Annotated in this window: 18 protein-coding genes and 1 other RNA gene; 9 read left to right on the top strand and 10 right to left on the bottom strand. The window is 62.2% G+C overall.

The window, feature by feature from the left end:
• Window positions 1–27 precede the first annotated feature (27 nt).
• From zipA to ffs, 4 genes are all read left to right on the top strand, one after another.
• Window positions 28–879 (top strand): cell division protein ZipA, encoded by an 852-nt coding sequence (gene zipA / locus J3P86_RS17640; RefSeq protein WP_434572960.1) that lies wholly within the window; start codon window positions 28–30, stop codon window positions 877–879.
• A gap of 133 nt (window positions 880–1,012) precedes the next feature.
• Complete coding sequence (gene ligA / locus J3P86_RS17635; RefSeq protein WP_434698541.1) at window positions 1,013–3,370, top strand: NAD-dependent DNA ligase LigA; 2,358 nt, start codon at window positions 1,013–1,015, stop codon at window positions 3,368–3,370.
• A gap of 232 nt (window positions 3,371–3,602) precedes the next feature.
• A complete protein-coding gene (locus J3P86_RS17630; RefSeq protein WP_434698540.1) occupies window positions 3,603–4,763 on the top strand; it encodes a zinc-binding metallopeptidase family protein in 1,161 nt (386 codons plus the stop codon).
• A 269-nt stretch (window positions 4,764–5,032) separates the two neighbouring features.
• An RNA gene (gene ffs, locus J3P86_RS17625) (signal recognition particle sRNA small type) lies at window positions 5,033–5,129 on the top strand.
• Between the two features lie 183 nt (window positions 5,130–5,312).
• Here ffs and J3P86_RS17620 read toward each other — a convergent pair.
• On the bottom strand, window positions 5,313–5,627 hold the full coding sequence (locus J3P86_RS17620) for a helix-turn-helix domain-containing protein (protein WP_434698539.1): 315 nt from the start codon (window positions 5,625–5,627) through the stop codon (window positions 5,313–5,315).
• A gap of 336 nt (window positions 5,628–5,963) precedes the next feature.
• Between J3P86_RS17620 and J3P86_RS17615 the strand changes: the two genes are divergently transcribed.
• Complete coding sequence (locus tag J3P86_RS17615; protein WP_434629664.1) at window positions 5,964–7,700, top strand: putative bifunctional diguanylate cyclase/phosphodiesterase; 1,737 nt, start codon at window positions 5,964–5,966, stop codon at window positions 7,698–7,700.
• Here the strand turns inward: J3P86_RS17615 and J3P86_RS17610 are convergent.
• Window positions 7,658–8,419 (bottom strand): substrate-binding periplasmic protein, encoded by a 762-nt coding sequence (locus J3P86_RS17610; RefSeq protein WP_434698538.1) that lies wholly within the window; start codon window positions 8,417–8,419, stop codon window positions 7,658–7,660. The two genes, J3P86_RS17615 and J3P86_RS17610, sit on opposite strands and share 43 nt — an antisense overlap.
• Window positions 8,420–8,561: 142 nt before the next feature.
• On the opposite strand from J3P86_RS17610, the gene dnaX reads away from it, so the two are divergent.
• The 4 genes from dnaX (at window position 8,562) to recR (ending at window position 13,030) form a co-directional block, all read left to right on the top strand.
• Window positions 8,562–10,643 (top strand): DNA polymerase III subunit gamma/tau, encoded by a 2,082-nt coding sequence (dnaX, locus tag J3P86_RS17605; protein ID WP_434698537.1) that lies wholly within the window; start codon window positions 8,562–8,564, stop codon window positions 10,641–10,643.
• A gap of 62 nt (window positions 10,644–10,705) precedes the next feature.
• Window positions 10,706–11,044 carry a YbaB/EbfC family nucleoid-associated protein gene (locus tag J3P86_RS17600; RefSeq protein ID WP_003183512.1) on the top strand — a complete coding sequence of 113 codons (339 nt, stop codon included), beginning with the start codon at window positions 10,706–10,708 and terminating at the stop codon, window positions 11,042–11,044.
• 288 nt (window positions 11,045–11,332) lie between these two features.
• The gene (locus J3P86_RS17595; RefSeq protein WP_434697279.1) at window positions 11,333–12,361 is read left to right on the top strand and encodes an NADP-dependent oxidoreductase; all 1,029 of its coding nucleotides are present in this window, start codon (window positions 11,333–11,335) and stop codon (window positions 12,359–12,361) included.
• A gap of 66 nt (window positions 12,362–12,427) precedes the next feature.
• A complete protein-coding gene (recR, locus tag J3P86_RS17590) occupies window positions 12,428–13,030 on the top strand; it encodes a recombination mediator RecR (RefSeq protein WP_305499942.1) in 603 nt (200 codons plus the stop codon).
• A 128-nt stretch (window positions 13,031–13,158) separates the two neighbouring features.
• On the opposite strand, the gene J3P86_RS17585 is transcribed toward recR, so the two are convergent.
• The 8 genes from J3P86_RS17585 to ccoG form a co-directional block, all read right to left on the bottom strand.
• Window positions 13,159–13,707 carry an adenine phosphoribosyltransferase gene (locus J3P86_RS17585; RefSeq protein WP_434698536.1) on the bottom strand — a complete coding sequence of 183 codons (549 nt, stop codon included), beginning with the start codon at window positions 13,705–13,707 and terminating at the stop codon, window positions 13,159–13,161.
• A 75-nt stretch (window positions 13,708–13,782) separates the two neighbouring features.
• Complete coding sequence (fnr, locus tag J3P86_RS17580) at window positions 13,783–14,517, bottom strand: fumarate/nitrate reduction transcriptional regulator Fnr (RefSeq protein ID WP_305499946.1); 735 nt, start codon at window positions 14,515–14,517, stop codon at window positions 13,783–13,785.
• 94 nt (window positions 14,518–14,611) lie between these two features.
• On the bottom strand, window positions 14,612–15,994 hold the full coding sequence (gene hemN, locus J3P86_RS17575; RefSeq protein WP_434698535.1) for an oxygen-independent coproporphyrinogen III oxidase: 1,383 nt from the start codon (window positions 15,992–15,994) through the stop codon (window positions 14,612–14,614).
• Between the two features lie 211 nt (window positions 15,995–16,205).
• On the bottom strand, window positions 16,206–16,889 hold the full coding sequence (locus J3P86_RS17570) for a sulfite exporter TauE/SafE family protein (RefSeq protein WP_434601331.1): 684 nt from the start codon (window positions 16,887–16,889) through the stop codon (window positions 16,206–16,208).
• On the bottom strand, window positions 16,882–17,100 hold the full coding sequence (gene ccoS / locus J3P86_RS17565; protein ID WP_434572984.1) for a cbb3-type cytochrome oxidase assembly protein CcoS: 219 nt from the start codon (window positions 17,098–17,100) through the stop codon (window positions 16,882–16,884). Before ccoS ends, J3P86_RS17570 begins: the two co-directional genes overlap by 8 nt.
• Before the next feature lie 24 nt (window positions 17,101–17,124).
• The gene (locus J3P86_RS17560) at window positions 17,125–19,575 is read right to left on the bottom strand and encodes a heavy metal translocating P-type ATPase (protein WP_434698534.1); all 2,451 of its coding nucleotides are present in this window, start codon (window positions 19,573–19,575) and stop codon (window positions 17,125–17,127) included.
• A 163-nt stretch (window positions 19,576–19,738) separates the two neighbouring features.
• Window positions 19,739–20,278, bottom strand: a complete 540-nt coding sequence (locus J3P86_RS17555) for a FixH family protein (protein ID WP_434629688.1) — start codon at window positions 20,276–20,278, stop codon at window positions 19,739–19,741.
• 11 nt (window positions 20,279–20,289) lie between these two features.
• Window positions 20,290–21,705 carry a cytochrome c oxidase accessory protein CcoG gene (ccoG, locus tag J3P86_RS17550; protein ID WP_434601329.1) on the bottom strand — a complete coding sequence of 472 codons (1,416 nt, stop codon included), beginning with the start codon at window positions 21,703–21,705 and terminating at the stop codon, window positions 20,290–20,292.
• Window positions 21,706–21,870: the final 165 nt, after the last annotated feature.

Raw genomic sequence — 21,870 nt, 5'->3', positions numbered from 1 at the left:
AGCATTTTTATAGAGGCACGGGATTACATGGAAATCGGTCTGCGCGAGTGGCTGATCGTCATCGGCATCATTGTCATTGCCGGTATTCTTTTCGACGGCTGGCGTCGCATGCGCGGCGGCAAGGGGAAACTCAAGTTTCGCCTGGATCGCAGCCTGTCGAACCTGCCGGATGAAGATGACAGTGCCGAACTGCTGGGCCCGCCCCGGGTGCTGGATACCCACAAGGAGCCGCAGCTGGACGAACACGACCTGCCGTCCATGAGCGCGCCGGCGCGCGAGCCACGTGAGTCGGGCTCCAAGCGCGGCAAGCGCAACAGTGAGCCGTCCCAGGGCGACCTGAACCTGAACCTCGACCTCGATGGCGGTCCAGGCTTCAGCAGCCGTGACGGTGATTTCCCGGACGAGAGCAAGGCCTCCGGTTCCAACGGTGACAAGGACCAGGCCCAGGCTGAAGAAGTGCTGGTGATCAGTGTGATCTGCCGCGATCCAGCCGGCTTCAAGGGCCCGGCGTTGCTGCAGAACATCCTCGAAAGTGGCCTGCGTTTCGGCGAAATGGATATTTTCCATCGCCACGAAAGCATGGCAGGCAATGGCGAGGTGCTGTTTTCCATGGCCAACGCCGTCAAGCCAGGCGTGTTCGATCTGGACGACATCGATCATTTCAGTACCCCGGCGGTGAGCTTCTTCCTTGGGCTGCCAGGCCCGCGCCATCCAAAACAGGCTTTCGATGTGATGGTGGCCGCGGCTCGCAAGCTGGCCCAGGAACTCAACGGTGAATTGAAGGATGACCAGCGCAGCGTGCTGACTGCCCAGACCATCGAGCATTACCGCCAGCGCATCGTCGAGTTCGAGCGCCGGGCATTGACCCAGAAACGCTGAAGTCGCCAGAGTCTTTATGGCTAGGGCTTTTTGTGGCGAGGGAGCTTGCTCCCGCTGGAGGGCGAAGCCCTCCCAGAAAGTCTTGAAAAAATGAGCAGCCCAGGCTGCTCTTTTGCTTTATGAGAGAACACCCATGAACGCCGTCGAAACCCGCATCCTGGAGCTGCGCTCCGAGCTGGACCAGCATAACTATCGCTACCACGTCCTTGACGAACCGACCATCCCGGACGCCGAGTACGATCGCCTGTTCCACGAACTCAAGGCCCTGGAAGAGCAGCATCCGGAGCTGGTGACCAGCGATTCCCCGACCCAACGGGTCGGCAGCGTGGCGCTGTCGGCGTTCAGCCAGGTGCGTCATGAAATCCCGATGCTCAGCCTGGGCAACGCCTTCGATGAAAACACCATGCGTGAGTTCGACCGCCGGGTGACGGAAGGTCTGGACTTGCCCACGGGCGATTTGCTCGGCGCTGGCGCGGCGGTGGAGTACAGCTGCGAACCGAAACTCGATGGCCTGGCCGTCAGCCTGTTGTATCAGGACGGCATGCTGGTGCGCGGCGCGACGCGCGGTGACGGAACCACGGGCGAGGACATCAGTGTCAACGTGCGCACCGTGCGCAATATTCCTCTCAAGCTGCAGGGCAGCGGCTGGCCACCGGTGTTGGAAGTGCGTGGCGAGGTGTACATGTCCAAGGCCGGTTTCGAGCGTCTCAACGCTACGCAACTGGAGGTGGGCGGCAAGACCTTCGCCAACCCGCGCAACGCCGCGGCGGGCAGTTTGCGCCAGCTGGATTCGAGGATCACCGCCAACCGTCCCCTGGAGTTCTGCTGCTATGGTATCGGCCAGGTGACCTCGGACATCGCCGATACCCACATCGGCAACCTCAAGCAGCTCAAGGCCTGGGGCATGCCCGTCAGCCGCGAGCTGAAGCTGGCCCACGGTATCGACGAATGCCTGGACTACTACCGCGACATCGGCGAACGGCGCAATTCGCTGCCCTACGAAATCGACGGCGTGGTGTTCAAGGTCAACAGCATCGCCTCGCAGCGCGAGCTGGGTTTTCGGGCACGGGAGCCGCGCTGGGCCATCGCGCATAAATTCCCCGCCAGCGAAGAACTCACCGAGTTGCTGGACGTGGAGTTCCAGGTCGGCCGCACCGGCGCCGTCACCCCCGTGGCGCGGCTCAAGCCGGTCAAGGTGGCTGGCGTGACCGTGGCCAACGCCACGCTGCACAACATGGACGAAGTGGCGCGGCTGGGCTTGATGATCGGCGATACGGTGATCATTCGCCGCGCCGGCGACGTCATTCCGCAGGTGGTGCAGGTTGTCACCGAGCGTCGTCCGGACAACGCCCGGGCGGTGCAGGTGCCTGAGCAGTGTCCGGTCTGCGGTTCCCATGTCGAGCGCACGCAACTGATCAAACGCAGCAAGGGCCGCGAAACCGTCAGCGAAGGCGCGGTGTACCGCTGCGTCGGTCGGCTGGCCTGCGGCGCGCAGCTCAAGCAGGCGATCATCCACTTTGTCTCGCGCCGGGCGATGGACATCGAAGGCCTGGGTGAAAAAAGCGTCGAGCAGTTGGTGGATGAAGGTCTGGTGGGCTCGCCAGCCGATCTCTACGCGCTGACGTTCGAGCAAGTGGTCGATCTGGAAGGTTTCGCCGAGTTGTCGAGCAGGAACCTGCTGGCGGCTATCGTCGACAGCAAGAAGCCGAGCCTGGCGCGCTTCATCTATGCCCTCGGCATTCCAGACGTGGGCGAGGAAACCGCCAAGATCCTGGCCCGCTCCCTCGGTTCGCTGGAGCGCGTGCAGGCGGCCTTGCCCCAAGTGCTGACGTACTTGCCGGATGTCGGCCTGGAAGTCGCTCATGAGATCCACAGCTTTTTTGAGGATCCGCACAATCGCCAGGTCATCAAGGATTTGCTGCGTCATGGCCTGGAGATTCAGGACCAGGGCGAACTCGGCGCCGAGTTTTCCGCCAGCACCACCCTGGGCGGCTTCCTCGACAAGCTGCACATCCCTTCGGTCGGACCGGGCGGGGCGCAAAAACTGGCGGACAAATTCGGCTCCCTCGAAGCGGTCATGAATGCCGACTGGCTGGACATGCGCCAGGCATTGCCGGAAAAGCAGGCCAACGCCGTGCGGGAGTACTTCGCCAGCGCCGCCAGCCGCGAGCTGGCCGTGGCCGCAGAGCAGCAATTGCGCGATTTCGGCATGCACTGGCAGAGCGAGAAAAAAGTCGTCGAGGGTTTGCCTGAAGCGGGGCATACCTGGGTGCTGACCGGCTCGCTGGAATTGATGAGTCGCGACGTCGCCAAGGACAAGCTGGAAAGCCTCGGCGCCAAGGTGGCCGGTTCCGTGTCGGCAAAGACCCATTGCGTGGTGGCCGGGCCGGGCGCCGGTTCGAAGTTGGCCAAGGCCAATGAGCTGGGGCTCAAGGTGCTCGACGAACAAGCCTTCGTCGATTTCTTGAAGGGGCATGGCATCACAGTGTGAGTGGGCGCCCGGCTTTTGTGGTGAGGGGATTTATCCCCGCTGGGCTGCGCAGCAGCCCTGGACCTGTCGCTTTATGTGTCAGGTGGATAGTGTCCAGCTTCTTTGGGGCCGCTGCGCGACCCAGCGGGGATAAATCCCCTCGCCACGATTATCCGGTGCCAGCAGTACATGGCGTGGGAACGATCATGCACGCAGGGTGATCTAGTCTTGCACGCTCCAGGGAGAGATCGCCATGTACCGCTTCTTCGAACAACTGAGCTCACGCATCGCTGCGCCGTTCCTGGGCGACCGATCACGCAACAGCAAGATCTGGCCGTGTCGCTGCGGCCAGTCATTGTTCTTTCGCAACAGCCAGTGCCTGGCCTGCCTGGCGGCGCTGGGCTATCAGCCGGAGCAGAGCCGCCTGTCGTCCCTGCAACCCGGCGCGCAACCGGATACCTGGACCCTGGATGTCGATCCGCAGGCGGGACTGTTTCGTCGCTGCGCCAATCTCGATACCCCGGCGTCGTGTAACTGGCTGCTGCCTGCCAACGGGCAAGACACGCTGTGCATCGCTTGTTGCCTGAATCGCACGATTCCCGACCTGTCGGTCCCCGAAAATCCCGAGCGCTGGCGCAAGGTCGAAACCGCCAAGCGTCGCCTGGTAGCGCAACTGATCACCCTCGGTTTGCCGGTCATTCCGAAGGCCGTCGACGAGAATATCGGCCTGGCCTTCGATTTCATCGGCGTCGACCTCGACGGCAAACCGCCGACGACCGGGCACGCCAGTGGACTCATCACCCTCGATATCAAAGAGGCCGACGATGCTCACCGCGAACACGTGCGTCAGCAGATGCGCGAGCCGTATCGCACCTTGCTCGGACACTTTCGCCATGAGGTGGGTCATTACTATTGGGATCGCCTGATTGCCGACAGCCATTGGCTGGAACCCTTCCGCGAGCTGTTCGGCGACGAGCGCGCCAGCTATTCCGAAGCCTTGGAGCGGCACTACCAGCAAGGCGCGCCGGTGGACTGGCAGTCCCGTTACGTCAGCGCCTACGCCACCATGCATCCGTGGGAGGACTGGGCCGAAACCTGGGCTCATTACCTGCACATGATGGACGCGGTGGATACGGCGCTGGGCTTTGGCATGAGCGCGCGGGAAATGGATTTCGACTACCAGCCATTTCCCCCCGAAACCCTGTTCGACCCCGAGCACACCGGCGGCGCGGCGTTCCTGTCATTCGTCAACGCCTGGATCGAACTGGCCGGCATGCTCAACGAACTCTCGCGCAGCATGGGCCAGCCGGATTTCTACCCGTTCGTCGTGCCGGCGGCGGTGATCACCAAGCTGCATTTCATCCATCTGGTGATTCAGGAGGAGGGTGGCCGGGCGGATGAGGTGCTGTTGTAGTCTGTGGAAGGAGGCTGCCCCTATCTCGAATGTACCGACGCCTTCGCGAGCAGGCTCGCTCCCACCTTTGGATACCTTATCTGTTCTGTGGGAGCGAGCCTTCTCGCGAAAGCGTCCGGCCCGCCTGCATCCGGGTCGATGTGTGCAGATCAGCCGAAGCAAGTGCTTGAGCTTAATCAGTTTTTAATCCCGCACGAACGGTTGTAACTTCTTGTCAGATAGGTACAATGGCGCGGCTCGCCGTCAGGCGGGCGTCGTTATGGTGACCCCATCGGTCCCCCCGCAACGATTACCCGTGAACCTGGTCAGATCCGGAAGGAAGCAGCCACAGCGGGAACATTGTGTGCCGGGGTGTGGCTGGTGGGGTTGCCTCCATAACGCCCAAGGCCTTCGTTCGCAAGGTTTGCCGAATACTACCTAGCCTTTTCTGTTGATCCATATAGATCGTCGCGCTCGGCTGTCCCACGCTTTGGTCTGCTCGACGATCGAATGAAAAAAGGAGCCGATCCGTCGAAAAACGACAGGTTGGGCTCCTTTTTCATATCCACCTCAAGACTTGGCCAGCGCCTGCTCAACCGCGGCAATCAGCTTCCCGAGATCCTTCGAAGTGGCTTTGTGAATGACATTGAACAGGTATGCCCGCTGTTCATCTTCCTCGCCCATTTCGGCGAAAAAAGCCTTGGGCTGTACGTCCAGCGCGTTGGCCAGCAGGAACAAGGCTTCGACGCTGGGAGTGTAGGTGCCGGTCTCGAAGCGGCTGATGGTTTTGGGGTCAAAACCGGTCTTTTCGCCAAGTTCAGCCTGAGTGAGCCCCGCTACTTTGCGGTAGCGTCTGATGGCCGAGCCCAGACTTGAAATTTGCATCGCTTAATTCCCATTCAGAATCAAGAACTTAACGATAGATTTTCGCATTAGGCAACCGCGCGTTCCATCACCTTGCTTTGCAAAATGTGATGCGTTTCGTAGAATCAGCCTTTGGCATGGGGATTTGGTGACCTGCTTCAGAAGCCGGGTGTGCGAAAAGACCGGGGCTCGCGCTTCTTTGCAGCGACACAAGGCGGGGCCTGGAGCATGCAGGTCGCACCGCCAGCGTCCGTGCTCCAGCTTTCTCAAGGTATTTGAGCCTAGTTGATTTTCGCCCGTCCGGGGGCGGTGCAACCGCGCGCGACAAACGAGCCTGACTCATGGATGACTGCTTCGATGGATAAGAAGTACCGCAGGGCTGTTGACGCCGCCGCGATCTTTTCCGAAACCGATTTGAGCGGGCGCATCACCTACGTCAACGATCAATTCTGCGCCCTGTTTGGCTACCGACGCGATGAGCTGCTGGGATCCAACCACCGGTTGCTCAACTCGGGGCAGCACCCCAGCGAATTTTTCAGTGCGATGTGGCGCACCATCGCCCTGGGTAATGTCTGGAAAGGTGAAATCTGCAATCGGGCCAAGGACGGCACGCTGCATTGGGTCGATACCACCCTGGTACCGGTAGCCGACGAAACGAGCGGGCATATCGAGCGCTACCTGGCGATTCGCTTCGATGTCAGCGAAAAGCGCCGGTTGTTGCACTCGTTGCAATGGCGTGTCGGGCATGACGTGCTGACCGGGCTGCCCAATCGCACCTACCTGTCCGAGCTGCTGGACCAGGCCCTGGACTTTTCGCGGGGGGAAAGTCTGCCCCTGGCGGTGTGCATGCTCGATCTGGATGGCTTCAAGGCCGTCAACGACGGTTATGGCCATGCCAGCGGTGACCGGCTGCTGGTGGAAGTCGCCCGGCGGCTGCGCAGCATTGTGCGCGGCGAGGATGTGGTGGCGCGCCTGGCGGGCGACGAGTTCGTACTGGTGCTGCGTCATGTGCTTGGAATGGACGAGCTGCATGCCGCATTGAACCGGGTCCTGATTGCGGTTTCCATGCCCTATGCGATCGACGGCAAGAGTATCAACGTCTTCGCCAGCATTGGTGTCACCTTGTCACCGTGGGATAACGAAGACGCCGATACGTTGCTGCGCCACGCCGATCAAGCGATGTATGTCGCCAAGCAGAGCGGCCGCAATCGTTTCCATCTGTTTGATGTATCCCGGGACAAGGAAGTGCGGGCCACTTACCAGATTGTCGATCGGGTGCGGCAGGCACTCGCCGGCGATGAGCTGCGGCTGCATTTCCAGCCCAAGGTCAATATGCGCAACGGCGCGGTAGTCGGTCTCGAAGCCTTGTTGCGCTGGAAGCATCCGCAACGAGGCCTGGTGCCGCCGCGCGAGTTCCTGCCACTGGTAGAAGAGACCGACCTGATTGTCGAGATCGGCGAATGGGTCATGGGCCAGGTCCTGACGCTGCTTCAGCAATGGCAGCAGGCGGGGCAGGGCTGGCCGGTGAGCATCAATATTTCGGCGCGGCATTTCCAGCGGGCGGATTTCGTCGAGCGGCTGCAACGCATGCTGGAACGGCATCCGACGGTCCCGCCGCGGATGCTCGATCTGCAGATCGTCGAGTCGGTCGCCGTGGAGAATCTCGCCCATGTCAGTGCCTGCCTCCAAGCGTGCCAGGCCTTGGGTGTAGGGTTTTCATTGGGCGGTTTCGGTACGGGTTATTGCTCGCTCAATGACCTCAAGCACTTGCGCACGCAAACCATCAAGATCGACAAGACGTTCGTGCGCGACATCCTCGACGACCGGGACGACCTGGCATTGACCGAGGCGGTAATCGGCCTGGCCCGGGCGTTCGGCCGGCAGGTGGTCGCGGAAGGCCTGGACAGTCTCGAACATGGGCAATTGTTGCTGCGCCTGGGCTGCGAAGTGGCCCAAGGTTACTTCATCGCCCGGCCCATGCCGGCCGACGAGGTCCCGGGCTGGGTAAGGGACTTCATCTCGCCGCCGCAGTGGCAGGCCCACCCGGGCAGTCAAGGGGAGGCGGCCTGCGACCCTTCGTTGCGGCCGGTATAAAGCTGGATGATCGCGTCGATTTCCCCGGACATTTTCATTTTTAACAAGGTGCGCAGAATGCGTTGCGCCGGAATGTCCGGGTCATTGCGCACATAACAGCTCAGTTGCTGTTCCTGGAGGACGGCAACCTCATGCAGTTGCCGGTCGGCGCCATGCCGTTGATTGAACCAGTCCAGTGCCCATTGATTGCTGACCGCATAGCGGTAGCGGCCGGCCAGCAGTTTCGCCAGCACCTGGTCCTGGCTGCGCGCGTCGTCACGACGCAGATGGCCGCTGTCGAACAAGGGTTGCAGCGTCGGGTAGCGATAGCTGAGCACGGTACCGATGGATTGCTGGGCGAGTGTTGCCGGTGTCACTCGGGCGGGGGCGCTGGCCGAGCCAACGAGCACATCGCGCTGAAAGAACAGCGGGACGCTCCAAAGGTAATCGCCCCCTTTATCCTTCACCCAGTCGGGCGAGACGTAACATCGCATGTCTATTTCGCCGTGTTCCATGGCGCTGTCCAATCGCGCGCGGGCAAGGACATGAAACTGTGCCGGTATGCCGACCTGAGTTGCCAGGCTGGTCATGACGTCCGGAAGAATGCCCTGGGTCGGACGGCCCCGTTCGATCTGTACCATGGGCATGGCCCAGCCATCGGTAATGGCGAAGCGCAGGGGCACTTCGGCGGCGAAACATCCTGTACCCAGCAACAGCAAAGCCCCCATGGCTGAGCGCATAAACTCTCCTGACTGTGCAAAACCGCGTCGACAACCGAGCCCCAACTCAAGCTTAGTCAGATTAGACGAGCACACCGGATGCAATTTCGGCCCTGCTCCGCTAGCATTAGCCGCTTATGTTCCTTCGTTGCGACGGTTTTCGATGAGTTATCAGGTTCTTGCACGTAAATGGCGTCCGCGCTCGTTCCGCGAAATGGTCGGCCAGACCCATGTGCTCAAGGCTCTGATCAATGCCTTGGACAGCCAGCGGCTGCACCATGCCTACCTGTTTACCGGCACCCGTGGCGTGGGCAAGACGACCATTGCGCGGATCATTGCCAAGTGCCTGAACTGTGAAACCGGTATCACCTCGACGCCCTGCGGCGAGTGTTCGGTCTGCCGGGAAATCGACGAAGGTCGTTTCGTCGACCTGATCGAGATCGACGCCGCCAGCCGCACCAAGGTCGAAGACACCCGCGAGCTGCTCGACAACGTGCAATACGCCCCGAGCCGTGGGCGCTTCAAGGTCTACCTGATCGACGAAGTGCACATGCTTTCCAGCCATTCCTTCAATGCGCTGCTCAAGACCCTCGAAGAGCCGCCGCCGTACGTCAAATTCATCCTGGCCACCACCGACCCGCAGAAACTTCCGGCAACGATTCTGTCGCGCTGCCTGCAGTTTTCTCTGAAGAACATGACGCCGGAACGGGTGGTCGAGCACCTGACGCACGTCCTGGGCGTCGAGAACGTACCCTTCGAGGACGACGCGCTCTGGCTGCTGGGCCGCGCTGCCGATGGTTCGATGCGCGACGCCATGAGCCTGACCGACCAGGCGATCGCCTTTGGTGAGGGCAAGGTCATGGCTGCCGATGTGCGCGCCATGCTCGGTACCCTCGATCACGGCCAGGTCTATGACGTGTTGCATGCGCTGATAGAAGGTGACGCAAAGGCGCTGCTTGAAGCGGTGCGTCACCTGGCCGAGCAGGGGCCGGACTGGAATGGCGTACTCTCGGAAATTCTCAACGTACTGCACCGTGTCGCCATCGCCCAGGCCTTGCCTGAGGGTGTCGATAACGGTCACGGGGACCGCGATCGCGTACTGGCATTGGCCCAGGCGCTGCCGGCCGAAGACGTGCAGTTCTATTACCAGATGGGCCTGATCGGTCGACGCGACTTGCCTTTGGCCCCGGATCCGCGTGGCGGCTTCGAAATGGTCCTGCTGCGCATGCTCGCGTTCCGGCCGGCCGATACGCCGGACGCGCCGAGACAAGCGCTAAAGCCAGTGGGGATCAGCCAGGCCACAGCTGATTCCGCCAAGCCAGTGGCTGCCACGCCCGTTGTTGCGTCGGCAGCGGCTTCTGCCCCGGCAACGGTGGTGCCCATAGCCGAGCCGACAGCTGTCGTCGCTACACCCGAGCCGGTCGTCGAGGCGCAGCCTGAGCCGGCTGTCGAGGCGCCATCCGAGCCGGTCGCCGAAGCCATTATCGACCTGCCCTGGAATGATCCGGTCGAGCCGGAGATCGTCCAGCAACCTGCCGTGGAACCGGTGCTGGAAACCGTCGCCGAGCAGCCTGACCTGCCGCCGATGCCTATGCCCACGCCTGACAGTGTGGTGCCCGATGCACCCGAGTGGGTGGCCGCGCCGATGCCTGAGCCGACGGTGGCTGACGTTGCTGTCGCCACGCCGGGCATCGACCTGGACGATGAGCCACCGTTGGATGAGGACTACATCGAGCCGGACATGGACTCGGCCTACAGCTATCTGGACGACCTGGCCAGCGAGCACGCCGCCGAGCCGGCGCCGGAGCCCGAACCCGAACCGGCGGCAATGCCGGCCACCGGGCTGGCGCTGCAATGGCTGGAGTTGTTCCCGAAACTGCAGATCAGTGGCATGACCGGCAGCATCGCCGCCAACTGCACTTTGATTTCGGTGGACGGCGACCATTGGCTGCTGCACCTGGATCCGGCCCACAGCGCGCTGTTCAACGCGACCCAGCAACGTCGCCTGAACGATGCGCTGAACCAATATCACCAGCGCACCCTGACGTTGACCATCGAGCTGATCAAGCCCGAGCAGGAAACCCCGGCCCAGGCTGCATCCCGCCGGCGTGCCGACCGCCAGCGCGAAGCCGAGGAGTCGATCCACAACGATCCGTTCATCCAGCAGATGATGCAACAGTTCGGCGCCGTGGTCCGTCACGATACTATCGAACCTGTCGAGGCCCCGGTTACCCAGGGCTCATAATTGAAAGCGCCGGCCTGAACGCCGGGCGCTGTGTTTATCCACGTACTTTCGAGGTGATTCCCATGATGAAAGGTGGCATGGCCGGCCTGATGAAGCAGGCGCAGCAGATGCAGGAAAAAATGGCCAAGATGCAGGAAGAGCTGGCCAACGCCGAAGTCACCGGCAAGTCCGGCGGCGACATGGTGACCGTGGTCATGACCGGTCGCCACGACATCAAGCGCGTCAGCATCGACCCGAGCGTGGTCGAGGGCTTGAGCGAAGACGACAAGGAAATGCTCGAGGCCCTGTTTGCCGCCGCCGTCAATGACGCGGTGCGCAAGATCGAAGCCAACAGCCAGGACAAAATGTCCGGCATGACCGCCGGCATGCAACTGCCGCCGGGCATGAAGCTGCCGTTCTGATTCGCCATCCCGCTCGGGATGGGCTACATACAATGCCAGGCATCGCGCCTGGCATTTTTGTTTCTGCTTCAGAGATAGCGGTGGATGCCAGATCGCTATCGCGAGCAAGCTCGCTCCCACAGTGGATTGTGATGAATACAAGATGTGTGTTCACCCATGAACCCTGTGGGAGCGAGCTTGCTCGCGATGCGGCCACTGCGGACCAACTGAACAAACATCGAACGCCGCCCCCTCGGCAATGGTCTGCTCCCTATACGTGTCCACTCACCGAACAAGGAGACCGCCTCCATGTCATCGATTTCCAATCAGCGCATCGTCCTGGCCTCGCGCCCCCAAGGTGCGCCAACCCCGGAAAACTTTCGTCTTGAAGACGTGACGCTGCCGGACCTGGCGGACGGGCAGATCCTGCTAAAGACGCTGTACCTTTCGCTCGATCCTTACATGCGTGGGCGTATGAGTGACGCGCCTTCCTACGCCGCGCCAGTGCAAATCGACGAAGTGATGACCGGTGGCGCCGTCAGTCGTGTGGAGCGCTCGATGCACCCGAAATTCCAGGAAGGTGATCTGGTGGTCGGCGCTACGGGCTGGCAGAGCCACTGCATCAGCGATGGCCGCAACGTCATCCCCATCCCGTCCGGACTCCCCAGCCCCTCGATGGCGCTCGGAGTACTGGGCATGCCGGGCATGACCGCCTACATGGGACTGATGGACATCGGCCAACCCAAGGCAGGCGAGACCCTGGTGGTCGCGGCGGCATCGGGCGCCGTGGGCTCGGTGGTCGGCCAGGTGGCGAAGATCAAGGGGCTGCGAGTGGTGGGCGTGGCCGGTGGCAGTGAAAAATGCAAATACGTGGTCGACGAGTTGGGATTTGACGCCTGCGTCGATCACAAGAGTGCGAATTTCGCCGACGAACTGGCCCGGGCCTGCGACCAGGGCATCGATATCTATTACGAAAACGTCGGTGGCAAAGTCTTCGACGCGGTGGTGCCGCTGCTCAACGCCAAGGCACGCATCCCTCTTTGCGGCTTGATCGCGGCCTACAACGATCATCAGCCGCCAAGCGGTCCGGATCGCTTGCCGCAGCTGCAACGCACGTTGCTGACCAAACGCGTGCGGATCCAGGGCTTCATCGTGTTCGACGACTACGGCGACCGCCAGCCGGAGTTCATCAGCGCGATGGCGCCGTGGGTGCGCGATGGCAAGGTCAAGTTCCGCGAAGATGTGGTGGATGGCCTGGAGAACGCGCCGCAGGCTTTCATCGGGCTGCTGGAAGGGCGCAACTTCGGCAAATTGGTGATACGCGTGTCGAAGGATTGAGTATTTGACGCTAAACGGAGGCGCGGGTATAAACCGCGTCTCGTTGTTATGTCGGACGTTTCCTCCATGAGCTTCAGCCCTTTGATCCGCCAACTGATCGATGCCCTGCGAACCTTGCCGGGTGTGGGTCAGAAAACTGCCCAGCGCATGGCGTTGCAATTGCTTGAGCGTGATCGCAGCGGCGGGTCGCGCCTGGCCCAAGCCCTGAGCCAGGCCATGGAAGGGGTAGGGCATTGCCGCTTATGCCGCACCCTCACCGAAGACGACCTCTGCCCGCAATGTGCCGACCCGCGCCGGGACGACAGCCTGCTCTGCGTGGTGGAGGGGCCGATGGATGTCTACGCGGTGGAGCAGACCGGTTTCCGTGGCCGCTACTTTGTACTCAAGGGGCACTTGTCGCCGCTTGACGGCCTGGGGCCGGAGGCCATCGGCATTCCACAACTGATGGCGCGCATCGAAGAGGCGGGCACGTTCACCGAAGTCATCCTCGCGACGAACCCGACGGTGGAAGGCGAAGCTACCGCCCATTACATCGCTCAGTTGCTGGGCAACAAGGGCCTGGTTGCCTCCCGCATCGCCCATGGCGTGCCATTGGGTGGCGAGCTGGAGCTGGTGGATGGCGGGACGCTGGCGCATTCGTTTGCCGGGCGCAAGCCGATCGCCTTATAGCCGCAACACAAATCCCCTGTGGGAGCGAGCTTGCTCGCGATAGCGGTGTGTCAGCCGGTATAGGTATCGACTGATCTACCGCTATCGCGAGCAAGCTCGCTCCCACAGGGCTATTCATCGCCCTGAGGTTATTTTTCGCTAAGCGAAAACCGGGTCAGGCAGAACGTGGGAATGCCCATGTCTTCCAAGCGCCGGGAACCGAGCAATTCCGGCAAGTCGATGATCGCGGCGGCTTCATGGACCGTGGCGCGCATGCGGCGGATCAGGTTGGCGGCGGCGATCAGCGTGCCACCGGTGGCGATCAGGTCATCGAACATCACCACCGAATCGCCCTCGCACAGGCTATCGGCGTGGACCTCCAGGAAAGCCTCGCCGTACTCGGTCTGGTAACCCTCGGCCAACACGTCGGCCGGCAATTTGCCTTGCTTGCGGAACAGCACCAGCGGTTTGTTCAACTGATAGGCCAGGATCGAGCCGATCAGGAAGCCGCGCGCGTCCATCGCGCCGATGTGCGTGAAGCTGGCCTCGACGTAGCGATGGGCGAAGCTGTCCATGACCAGCCGCAGCGCGGTGGGGGACTGGAACAGTGGGGTGATGTCGCGAAAGATCACGCCTGGCTTGGGGAAGTCGATTACCGGGCGGATCAGGGATTTGATGTCGAAGGAGTCGAAGACCATCGTCGAGGTGTCCTGGCTGGCTGCAAACGCCGCAGTATAGCGCGGCGGCGGCAAAGCCTCAGCCGCGCAGGCGCATCAGCCTTCGACCGAGCCTCCGGCCAGCGCGCAGAGCTGGATCGGGTCAAGGATATGGATTTCCTTGCCCTCGGCGGCGATCAGTTTGCTCTGCTGGAAACGGGTAAACACCCGGGACACGGTTTCCACCGCCAGGCCCAGGTAGTTGCCGATCTCGTTGCGCGACATGCTCAGGCGAAACTGATTGGCCGAAAAACCACGGGCGCGGAAACGCGCCGAGAGGTTGACCAGGAAGGTCGCGATGCGCTCGTCGGCGGTTTTCTTCGAGAGCAGCAGCATCATCTGTTGGTCGTCGCGGATCTCCCGGCTCATCACGCGCATCAGTTGACGACGCAGTTGCGGCAGTTGCAAGGCCAGTTCGTCCAGGTGATCAAACGGAATCTCGCATACCGAGGTCGTCTCAAGCGCCTGGGCCGAGACCGGATGGGTCTCGGTGTCCATGCCCGACAGGCCGACCAGCTCGCTGGGCAAGTGGAAACCGGTGAGTTGTTCTTCGCCACCGTCGCTCAGGTTGAAGGTCTTCAAGGCGCCCGAGCGCACGGCGTAGACCGAATCGAAGGCATCGCCCTGGCGGAACAGGAACTCGCCTTTTTTCAACGGACGGCCTCGTTTGACGATGTCGTCCAGCGCGTCCATGTCCTCCAGGTTCAACGAAAGTGGCAGGCACAGAGGGGCCAGGCTGCAGTCCTTGCAATGGGCCTGGTTATGAGCGCGCGATTTGACTGGCTCGGACATTTCTTAAATCCTTGTGGGAAAACACACATAAGCCGTAAGGGTAACTCAGCACGCAAACACCGGCCAGTGTGGTATTGCCGTCAAATTGTCGCGCTCAGATGACGCGGGAAAAACGCTGCCGATTCTGCTGCTGCAGATACGCGTCGAATACCATGCAAACCGAACGCACCAACAGACGTCCGGCAGGGAGTACCTTGATGTGCGTAGCCGTCAGTTCAACCAGCCCGTCGTCGTTCATCGTCTGTAGTTGCGGCCATATAGAGCCGAAATACCCCCGGAAATCGATATTGAAGACTTGCTCGATCTCGGCGAATGCCAGGCTGAAATGGCAGATCAGTTGTTGGATCACCGCGCGTCGCAGCCTGTCGTCGGCATTGCACACAATGCCCCGGCTGGTTGCCAATTGCCCGTCGGCGAGGGCGTTCTGGTACTGGTTCAGGTCACTGCTGTTCTGGCAGTACAAGTCGCCGATCTGGCTGATGGCCGAGACCCCGAGGCCGATCAGGTCGCAATGGCCGTGAGTGGTGTAGCCCTGGAAATTGCGCTGTAAGGTCGCCTCCTCCTGGGCGATCGCCAGTTCGTCATCGGGCAGGGCGAAGTGGTCCATGCCGATGTAGCGATAACCGGCGGCGGTCAGCTGTTCAATAGTGCCTTGTAACATGGCCAGTTTCTGCACAGGATTCGGCAGGTCCTGGCTGTTGATGCGCCGCTGCGGCATGAAGCGCTCCGGCAGGTGGGCGTAGTTGAACACCGAGAGACGGTCCGGTTGCAGGCTGATCACTTCCTCGACGGTGCGGGCGAAGTTTTCCGGGGTCTGCTTGGGCAAGCCATAGATCAGGTCGATGTTGATCGAGCGAAACTGCAGGGTCCGGGCGGCTTCGATCACCGCACGGGTTTCGTCCAGGCTTTGCAGGCGGTTGACGGCACGCTGCACGGTAGGGTCAAGGTCCTGCAGGCCGATGCTGACCCGGTTGAAACCCAATTCCCGCAGCAGACCCATGGTCGACCAATCCGCCTCTCGCGGGTCGATCTCGATGCCGTAGTCACCGCAGTCATCGTCCATCAGGTTGAAACTCTCGCGCAGCCTGGCCATCAACTGGCGCAGCTCGTCGTGACTGAGGAAGGTTGGCGTGCCACCGCCCAGGTGCAACTGTTCCACGCGCTGGGCCGGGTCCAGGTGGCAGCCGATCAGCTGGATTTCCTGCTCCAGGCGTTGCAGGTAGGCATGGGCGCGGCCGCGGTCCTTGGTGATGACCTTGTTGCAGGCGCAGTAGTAGCAAATGTTCGCGCAAAACGGCACGTGCACATAAAGCGACAAAGGCCTGCGGGCCTTGCGGCTGTCGCGCAGGGCATGGAGCAGGTCGAACGTGCCCACCTGGCCGGCGAACTGGGCCGCGGTCGGGTACGAGGTATAGCGCGGTCCCGCCAGGTCGTAGCGGCGGATCAGGTCTGAGTCCCAACGAATGGCGTCGAGCATGCGGGCGTTCCCCGGTTAGGCTGGCATGCTTGAAGTCTATGAGGCGAAGGGAAGGGGCGTGTTGATTTGCGTCAACGGGGCATGGGGTTGACGCTTCTGGCCTCATCGCGAGCAAGCTCGCTCCTACATTTGGTCCCGGGAGTTCCCCAATCTGTGGTTTGCTACAAGTCCCCTGTGGGAGCGAGCTTGCTCGCGATTGCGGGCGCCTCGGTCAATGCCCCATGAGCCAATGCTGATGCGGCCCCGGCAATGTCCAGATGCCGAAGACAATCACCAGCAACCCCCCAGCCATGCGCACGCTGCGTTTGCGCAGCAGTGCCGTGACGCGCTCTGCCGCGAGGCCGGTGGCGAGCAGGACCGGCCAGGTGCCCAGGCCGAAGGCGAGCATCAGCAGTGCACTGTCCACCGCGTTACCCTGGCTGGCGGACCACAGCAGGGTGCTGTAGACCAGTCCGCAGGGCAGCCAGCCCCACAGCGCGCCGAGCAGCAGGGCCCGGGGCAGGCTCGACACCGGCAGCAGGCGGTTGGCGATGGGTTGGATACGCCGCCACAAACCACGGCCCAGGCTTTCGATACGGGTCAGGCCGCTCCACCAGCCCGCCAGGTAAAGTCCCATGACAATCATCAGTAAACCGGCCAGCACGCGCAGGATCATCGCCGCCGGGCTGTTCGCCACGGCCCAGCCGGCCAGGCCGATCAGCAGGCCGGCCGCGGCGTAGCTGACGATGCGTCCCAGGTTGTACGCGAGCAATAGTCGCAAGCGGCGGCTGCGTTGTTCCTTGGGAATCGCCAGGGTCAGGGCGCCCATCAGGCCACCGCACATGCCCAGGCAATGGCCGCCGCCGAGCAGGCCGAGGATGACGGCGGAAACCAGCATTGGCGCCAGGTCAAGCATGGGGCGGCGCCTTGTCGTCCGGTTTGTGGTCCGCGCTGCTGGCTTCCTCGACGGCCGCCTTGTGGTTCGGGTCCTGGTCGTCGAACAGGATGCTATGGGCCGGGCCGTCGAGGTCATCGTATTGGCCGCTGTCCACGGCCCAGAAGAAAATGTAGACGGCGACGGCCACGATCAACAGTGCGGCCGGGATCATCACGTAGAGAGCTGGCATCTCGGAACTCCATGCCCGCGCGGCTCAGGCCGGCAGCGGACGGGTATCGGGCGTGGTTTCGCCAACCTGCGCTCGCGGTTGGCGGGTCAGCCGCAAGGCATTCAGCACCACGGTCAACGAACTGATGGACATGCCGACCGCGGCCCACACCGGCGTGATCCAGCCGAGGGCGGCGAACGGCAACATGAGGCCATTGTACAGCCCTGCCCAGATCAGGTTCTCAATGATCACGCGGCGGGTACGCCGGGCCAGGCCGAATGCATGAATCAGGGCATCGAGGCGGTTGGACAGCAGCACTGCGTCGGCGCTGGTCTTGGCAAGGTCGGTGGCCGAACCCGTGGCGACACTGATGTCCGCCGCCGCCAGCACCGGCACGTCATTCACGCCATCACCGAGCATCAGCACCTTGCGACCCTGCTGGTGCAACTGCTGGAGCACGGCCAGCTTGTCGTCCGGACGCAAGCCGCCGCGGGCCTCGTCGATGCCCAGCTCGGCGGCGACACTGGCCACCATCGGCGAGCTGTCGCCGGAGAGCAATAGCGTACGCCAGCCCCGCGCCTTGCAGGCGGCGAGCAGCGCCGGCGCATCAGCGCGCAGGCGGTCATCGAGGACAAACCAGGCCAGTGGCCCGATGTCGTCGCCCAGCAACAGCCATTGTCCGGGTTCGTCCGGCATCGGCGGTACGGCCGAGCCGCTCAGTCCGCAGACAAAACCGGGCTGGCCGATGCGCAGGCGTTGTTCGGCGACCAGGCCTTCGAGTCCCAGCCCTGGGCTGCTGTGTACCTGTTCGGCGGCCAACGGTGCGCGACCAAAAGCTCGGGCGATGGGGTGTTCCGAACGGTTTTCCAAGGCCGCGGCCAAGCCCAGGCATTGATCACCGTCGAGGGCGGCCAATGGCCTGATGGCGCGTAACGCCAGGCGACCTTCCGTGAGGGTGCCGGTCTTGTCGAAAATCACCGTGTCGATCTGGTTAAGGCCTTCCAGCACATGACCACGCGTCAGCAGCAGGCCGAGTTTGTGCAGGGTTCCGGTGGCAGCTGTCAGAGCGGTTGGTGTCGCCAGGGACAGCGCACAAGGACAGGTCGCGACCAGCATCGCCAGGACGATCCAGAACGCACGCGAAGCATCCAGCTGCCACCACAACAGGCCGATGGCCGCCGCTGCGACCAGGGAGAACAGCAGGAACCATTGGGCGGCGCGGTCGGCGATTTCCGCCAGTCGTGGCTTTTCGGCCTGGGCCCGTTCCAGCAGGCGCACGATGGCCGATAACCGCGTGTCCTGTCCCAACGCCCGTACCTCGACCGTCAGGGCGCCTTCGACGTTGAGCGTGCCTGCCGTTACCGCGTCGCCTGCCTGGCGCGGTTGCGGCAGGTATTCGCCGGTCAGCAGCGATTCGTCGACGCTGGACTGGCCGTCGAGAATCGTGCCATCGGCGGGCAGGATCGCTCCGGGTTGGACCAGCACCCGGTCACCGGTGCGCAGTTCGCTGAGCAGGATGCGTTCGCTCTGGCCGCGCTCGTCCAGGCGCAGGCACGACGCTGGCAGCAGGTTGACCAGTTGGGCGGTGGCCGCAGCAGTGCGCTCCCGGGCCCGGCGTTCCAGGTAGCGGCCGGCGAGCAGGAACAGGGCGAACATGCCGACCGCATCGAAGTACAGCTCGCCCACCCCGGTGATGGAGGTCCAGATCCCGGCGACGTAGGCGCCGCCGATGGCCAAGGACACCGAAACGTCCATGGTCAGGTGGCGGGTGCGCAAATCTCGCAGCGCACCTTTGAAAAACGGCGCGCAACTGTAGAACACGATAGGCGTGGTGAGAAACAGTGCGACCCAGCGCAGGATGGTGTGCATCTCCGGGCTCAGGTCGATGTTGAATTCGGGCCAGGTCGCCATCGTCGCCATCATTGCCTGGAACCACAGCAACCCGGCCACGCCCAATTGACGCAGGGCCAGGCGGTTTTGCGCGGCGAGCTGCTCGCTGGCCTGATCGGCCTGGTACGGGTGCGCGGCATAGCCGATTTGGCGCAGTTCGGCGAGCAGCGTGCTCAGCGGCAGTTGCGCGTCGGCCCAGCGTACGTGCAGGCGGTGGTTCGACAGGTTCAACCGCGCCTCGGCCACGGCCGGCAGGCTGCGCAATTGCTTTTCGATCAGCCAGCCGCAGGCGGCGCAACTGATGCCTTCCATCAGCAGAGTCGTTTCGGCCAGCTCACCTTCATGGCGGACGAACGATTGCTGCACATCGGGGCGATCGTACAACGCCAGCTCGTCGGTCAATTGAACGGGCAGGGTTTGTGGGTTGGCCGACGCTTCGCTGCGGTGTTGGTAATAATGCTCAAGGCCGCCGGCAACGATCGCTTCGGCCACCGCCTGGCAACCGGGGCAACACAGCTCGCGGGTCTCACCGAGGACAACGGCGGTGAAGCGACTGCCGGGCGGGACGGGCAGGGCGCAGTGGTAGCAGGGCTGTGGAGTGGTCATGTTGTCGCGTGAAAACCTTTTTGTGGCGAGGGAGCTTGCTCCCGCTCGGCTGCGAAGCAGTCGCAGTCTGAGTACAACAATACGCCTGAGGAATGCCTGGATTAAAAAGCGGGGCCGCTTTGCGGCCCAGCGGGAGCAAGCTCCCTCGCCACACAACAGCGGTCTACTTTTTCAGGTCTTCAGCGCCTTGCAGCGGCTCGTCGCCAAGCTGGATGTCCTGGCCGTGGCTGATCTGTTCTTCTTCGAACAAGCGCCAGGTCCGATCGTGTTCCACACCCAGCAATTCGACAAAACGCCGACCTTCGATCTTGTCCGCCAGTTGGCCGACGTAGCGTCCTGGTTCGCTGTCGTTGCGGGTCAACAGGATCTTGCGGTCTTTCTCCGGCTGCGTTGGGGAGATCAGGCTCAGCTCCACGGTCTGGGGCCGGCTGTTGCCGTTCAGGCGCAGGCTCACTTCACCGGTGAGGTCGTCCAATTGCACGTTGGCATGCAACTGCAGGGTCTGGGCCAGCAGTTCGCGTTCCAGCGAGCGATTGATGCCCTTGCCGGCTTCGTAATAGTTGTCATTGACCAGGTTGTCCGGGTTCTTCACCGCGATGGTCACCATGGTCAGGCTCAGCGTCACCGAGCAAGCGAGGATCCCGATGATGATCCACGGCCAGAGGTGCTTGTACCAAGGGCTGGTGGCGGTTGCTGCAGGCATGTGCATTTCTCTCAACGAGTCTGTGGGCCGATGAACCGGCTCTTGGCTTCAACATGGACGCTGTCGTCATCGGCATCCTTGAGGATGAAGGTCACCTCATTGGTGCTGGACGGCAATTGTTCCGGTGCGCTGGATAGCTCTACCGGCTGGCTGTAGATATCACCGGCCGCGACCTTGATCTCCCGTTTACCCTGCAGCTTCAGATCAGGCAAACCGGTGGCTTCCAGCACGTAGGTATGGTCACGCTGGTCCTTGTTCATGATCTTCAGGCTGTAGACGTTCTCGATCCGGCCTTCGGCGTTCTCGCGGTACAGCACGCGGTCCTTGCTGACGTCGAAACCCACCAGCGAGCGCATGAAGAACGCGGTCACCAACAGGCTGATCATTGCCAGCAGCACCAGGGCATAACCGATCAGGCGCGGGCGCAGTTTATGGGTTTTCTGCCCCGAGAGGTTGTGTTCCGTGGTGTAGCTGATCAGGCCGCGGGGATAATCCATCTTGTCCATGATGTTGTCGCAGGCATCAATGCAGGCTGCGCAGCCGATGCATTCGATCTGCAGGCCGTCGCGGATGTCGATGCCGGTAGGGCAGACCTGGACGCACATGGTGCAATCGATGCAGTCCCCCAGGCCCAGCGCCTTGTAGTCGATGCCTTTCTTGCGCGGGCCCCGGGCTTCGCCGCGACGCGGGTCGTAGGAGACGATCAGGGTGTCCTTGTCGAACATCACGCTCTGGAAGCGGGCGTACGGGCACATGTAGATGCACACTTGCTCACGCAGCCAGCCGGCGTTGCCATAGGTGGCGAGGGTGAAGAAACCGACCCAGAAATACGACCAGCCATCGGCCTGGCCGGTGAAGAACTCGAAGACCAGCTCACGGATCGGGGTGAAGTAGCCAACGAAGGTCATGCCGGTGACAAAACCGATCAGCAGCCACAGGCTGTGCTTGGCGAACTTGCGCAGGAATTTGTTGGCGCTCATGGGCGTTTTGTCGAGCTTGATGCGTTGGTTGCGGTCGCCTTCGGTGACCTTTTCGCACCACATGAAAATCCACGTCCATACGCTTTGTGGGCAGGTATAGCCACACCAGACCCGACCGGCATAGACGGTAATGAAAAACAGGCCGAAGGCCGCGATGATCAGCAGCCCCGAGAGCAGGATGAAGTCCTGGGGCCAGAAGGTCGCGCCGAAAATAAAGAATTTGCGTTCCGGCAGGTTCCACCAGACAGCCTGATGACCGCCCCAGTTCAGCCAGACGGTACCGAAATACAGCAGGAACAGAACCGCCCCACCGACCATGCGCAGGTTGCGAAACAGGCCAGTGAAGGCGCGGGTGTAGATTTTTTCCCGAGATGCATAGAGGTCGACGCTTTTGTTGGCGTCCTTGGCAGGCGGGGTAACGTCATGTACCGGAATCTGGTTGCTCATCAATTGCATCCCACGGCAGTGGAAAAATGCCGAGGCCAGTACGTGCCGACCACGGTCAGAAAGGGTGTTGCAATGGCGCAATGATACGCCTGTCGCTCTGGCTCAAGCGTGCGACCTTTGGTCGCGTTGGGCGTCGGCGCCGAATGGTGTAGCGGATGTAACAAC

Source organism: Pseudomonas sp. D1-1, from assembly GCF_051132225.1.
Lineage (GTDB): Bacteria > Pseudomonadota > Gammaproteobacteria > Pseudomonadales > Pseudomonadaceae > Aquipseudomonas.
The sequence above is the reverse complement of the archived record's forward strand: the minus strand, read 5'-3'. Positions and strand labels throughout refer to the sequence as shown.

Excerpts from the sequence above, each read along its gene's own strand:
- zipA (WP_434572960.1), top strand. The coding sequence starts at position 28 with ATGGAAATCGGTCTGCGCGAGTGGCTGATCGTCATCGGCATCATTGTC.
- ligA (WP_434698541.1), top strand. The coding sequence starts at position 1,013 with ATGAACGCCGTCGAAACCCGCATCCTGGAGCTGCGCTCCGAGCTGGAC.
- J3P86_RS17630 (WP_434698540.1), top strand. The coding sequence starts at position 3,603 with ATGTACCGCTTCTTCGAACAACTGAGCTCACGCATCGCTGCGCCGTTC.
- J3P86_RS17620 (WP_434698539.1), bottom strand. The coding sequence starts at position 5,627 with ATGCAAATTTCAAGTCTGGGCTCGGCCATCAGACGCTACCGCAAAGTA.
- J3P86_RS17615 (WP_434629664.1), top strand. The coding sequence starts at position 5,964 with ATGGATAAGAAGTACCGCAGGGCTGTTGACGCCGCCGCGATCTTTTCC.
- J3P86_RS17610 (WP_434698538.1), bottom strand. The coding sequence starts at position 8,419 with ATGCGCTCAGCCATGGGGGCTTTGCTGTTGCTGGGTACAGGATGTTTC.
- dnaX (WP_434698537.1), top strand. The coding sequence starts at position 8,562 with ATGAGTTATCAGGTTCTTGCACGTAAATGGCGTCCGCGCTCGTTCCGC.
- J3P86_RS17600 (WP_003183512.1), top strand. The coding sequence starts at position 10,706 with ATGATGAAAGGTGGCATGGCCGGCCTGATGAAGCAGGCGCAGCAGATG.
- J3P86_RS17595 (WP_434697279.1), top strand. The coding sequence starts at position 11,333 with ATGTCATCGATTTCCAATCAGCGCATCGTCCTGGCCTCGCGCCCCCAA.
- recR (WP_305499942.1), top strand. The coding sequence starts at position 12,428 with ATGAGCTTCAGCCCTTTGATCCGCCAACTGATCGATGCCCTGCGAACC.
- J3P86_RS17585 (WP_434698536.1), bottom strand. The coding sequence starts at position 13,707 with ATGGTCTTCGACTCCTTCGACATCAAATCCCTGATCCGCCCGGTAATC.
- fnr (WP_305499946.1), bottom strand. The coding sequence starts at position 14,517 with ATGTCCGAGCCAGTCAAATCGCGCGCTCATAACCAGGCCCATTGCAAG.
- hemN (WP_434698535.1), bottom strand. The coding sequence starts at position 15,994 with ATGCTCGACGCCATTCGTTGGGACTCAGACCTGATCCGCCGCTACGAC.
- J3P86_RS17570 (WP_434601331.1), bottom strand. The coding sequence starts at position 16,889 with ATGCTTGACCTGGCGCCAATGCTGGTTTCCGCCGTCATCCTCGGCCTG.
- ccoS (WP_434572984.1), bottom strand. The coding sequence starts at position 17,100 with ATGCCAGCTCTCTACGTGATGATCCCGGCCGCACTGTTGATCGTGGCC.
- J3P86_RS17560 (WP_434698534.1), bottom strand. The coding sequence starts at position 19,575 with ATGACCACTCCACAGCCCTGCTACCACTGCGCCCTGCCCGTCCCGCCC.
- J3P86_RS17555 (WP_434629688.1), bottom strand. The coding sequence starts at position 20,278 with ATGCCTGCAGCAACCGCCACCAGCCCTTGGTACAAGCACCTCTGGCCG.
- ccoG (WP_434601329.1), bottom strand. The coding sequence starts at position 21,705 with ATGAGCAACCAGATTCCGGTACATGACGTTACCCCGCCTGCCAAGGAC.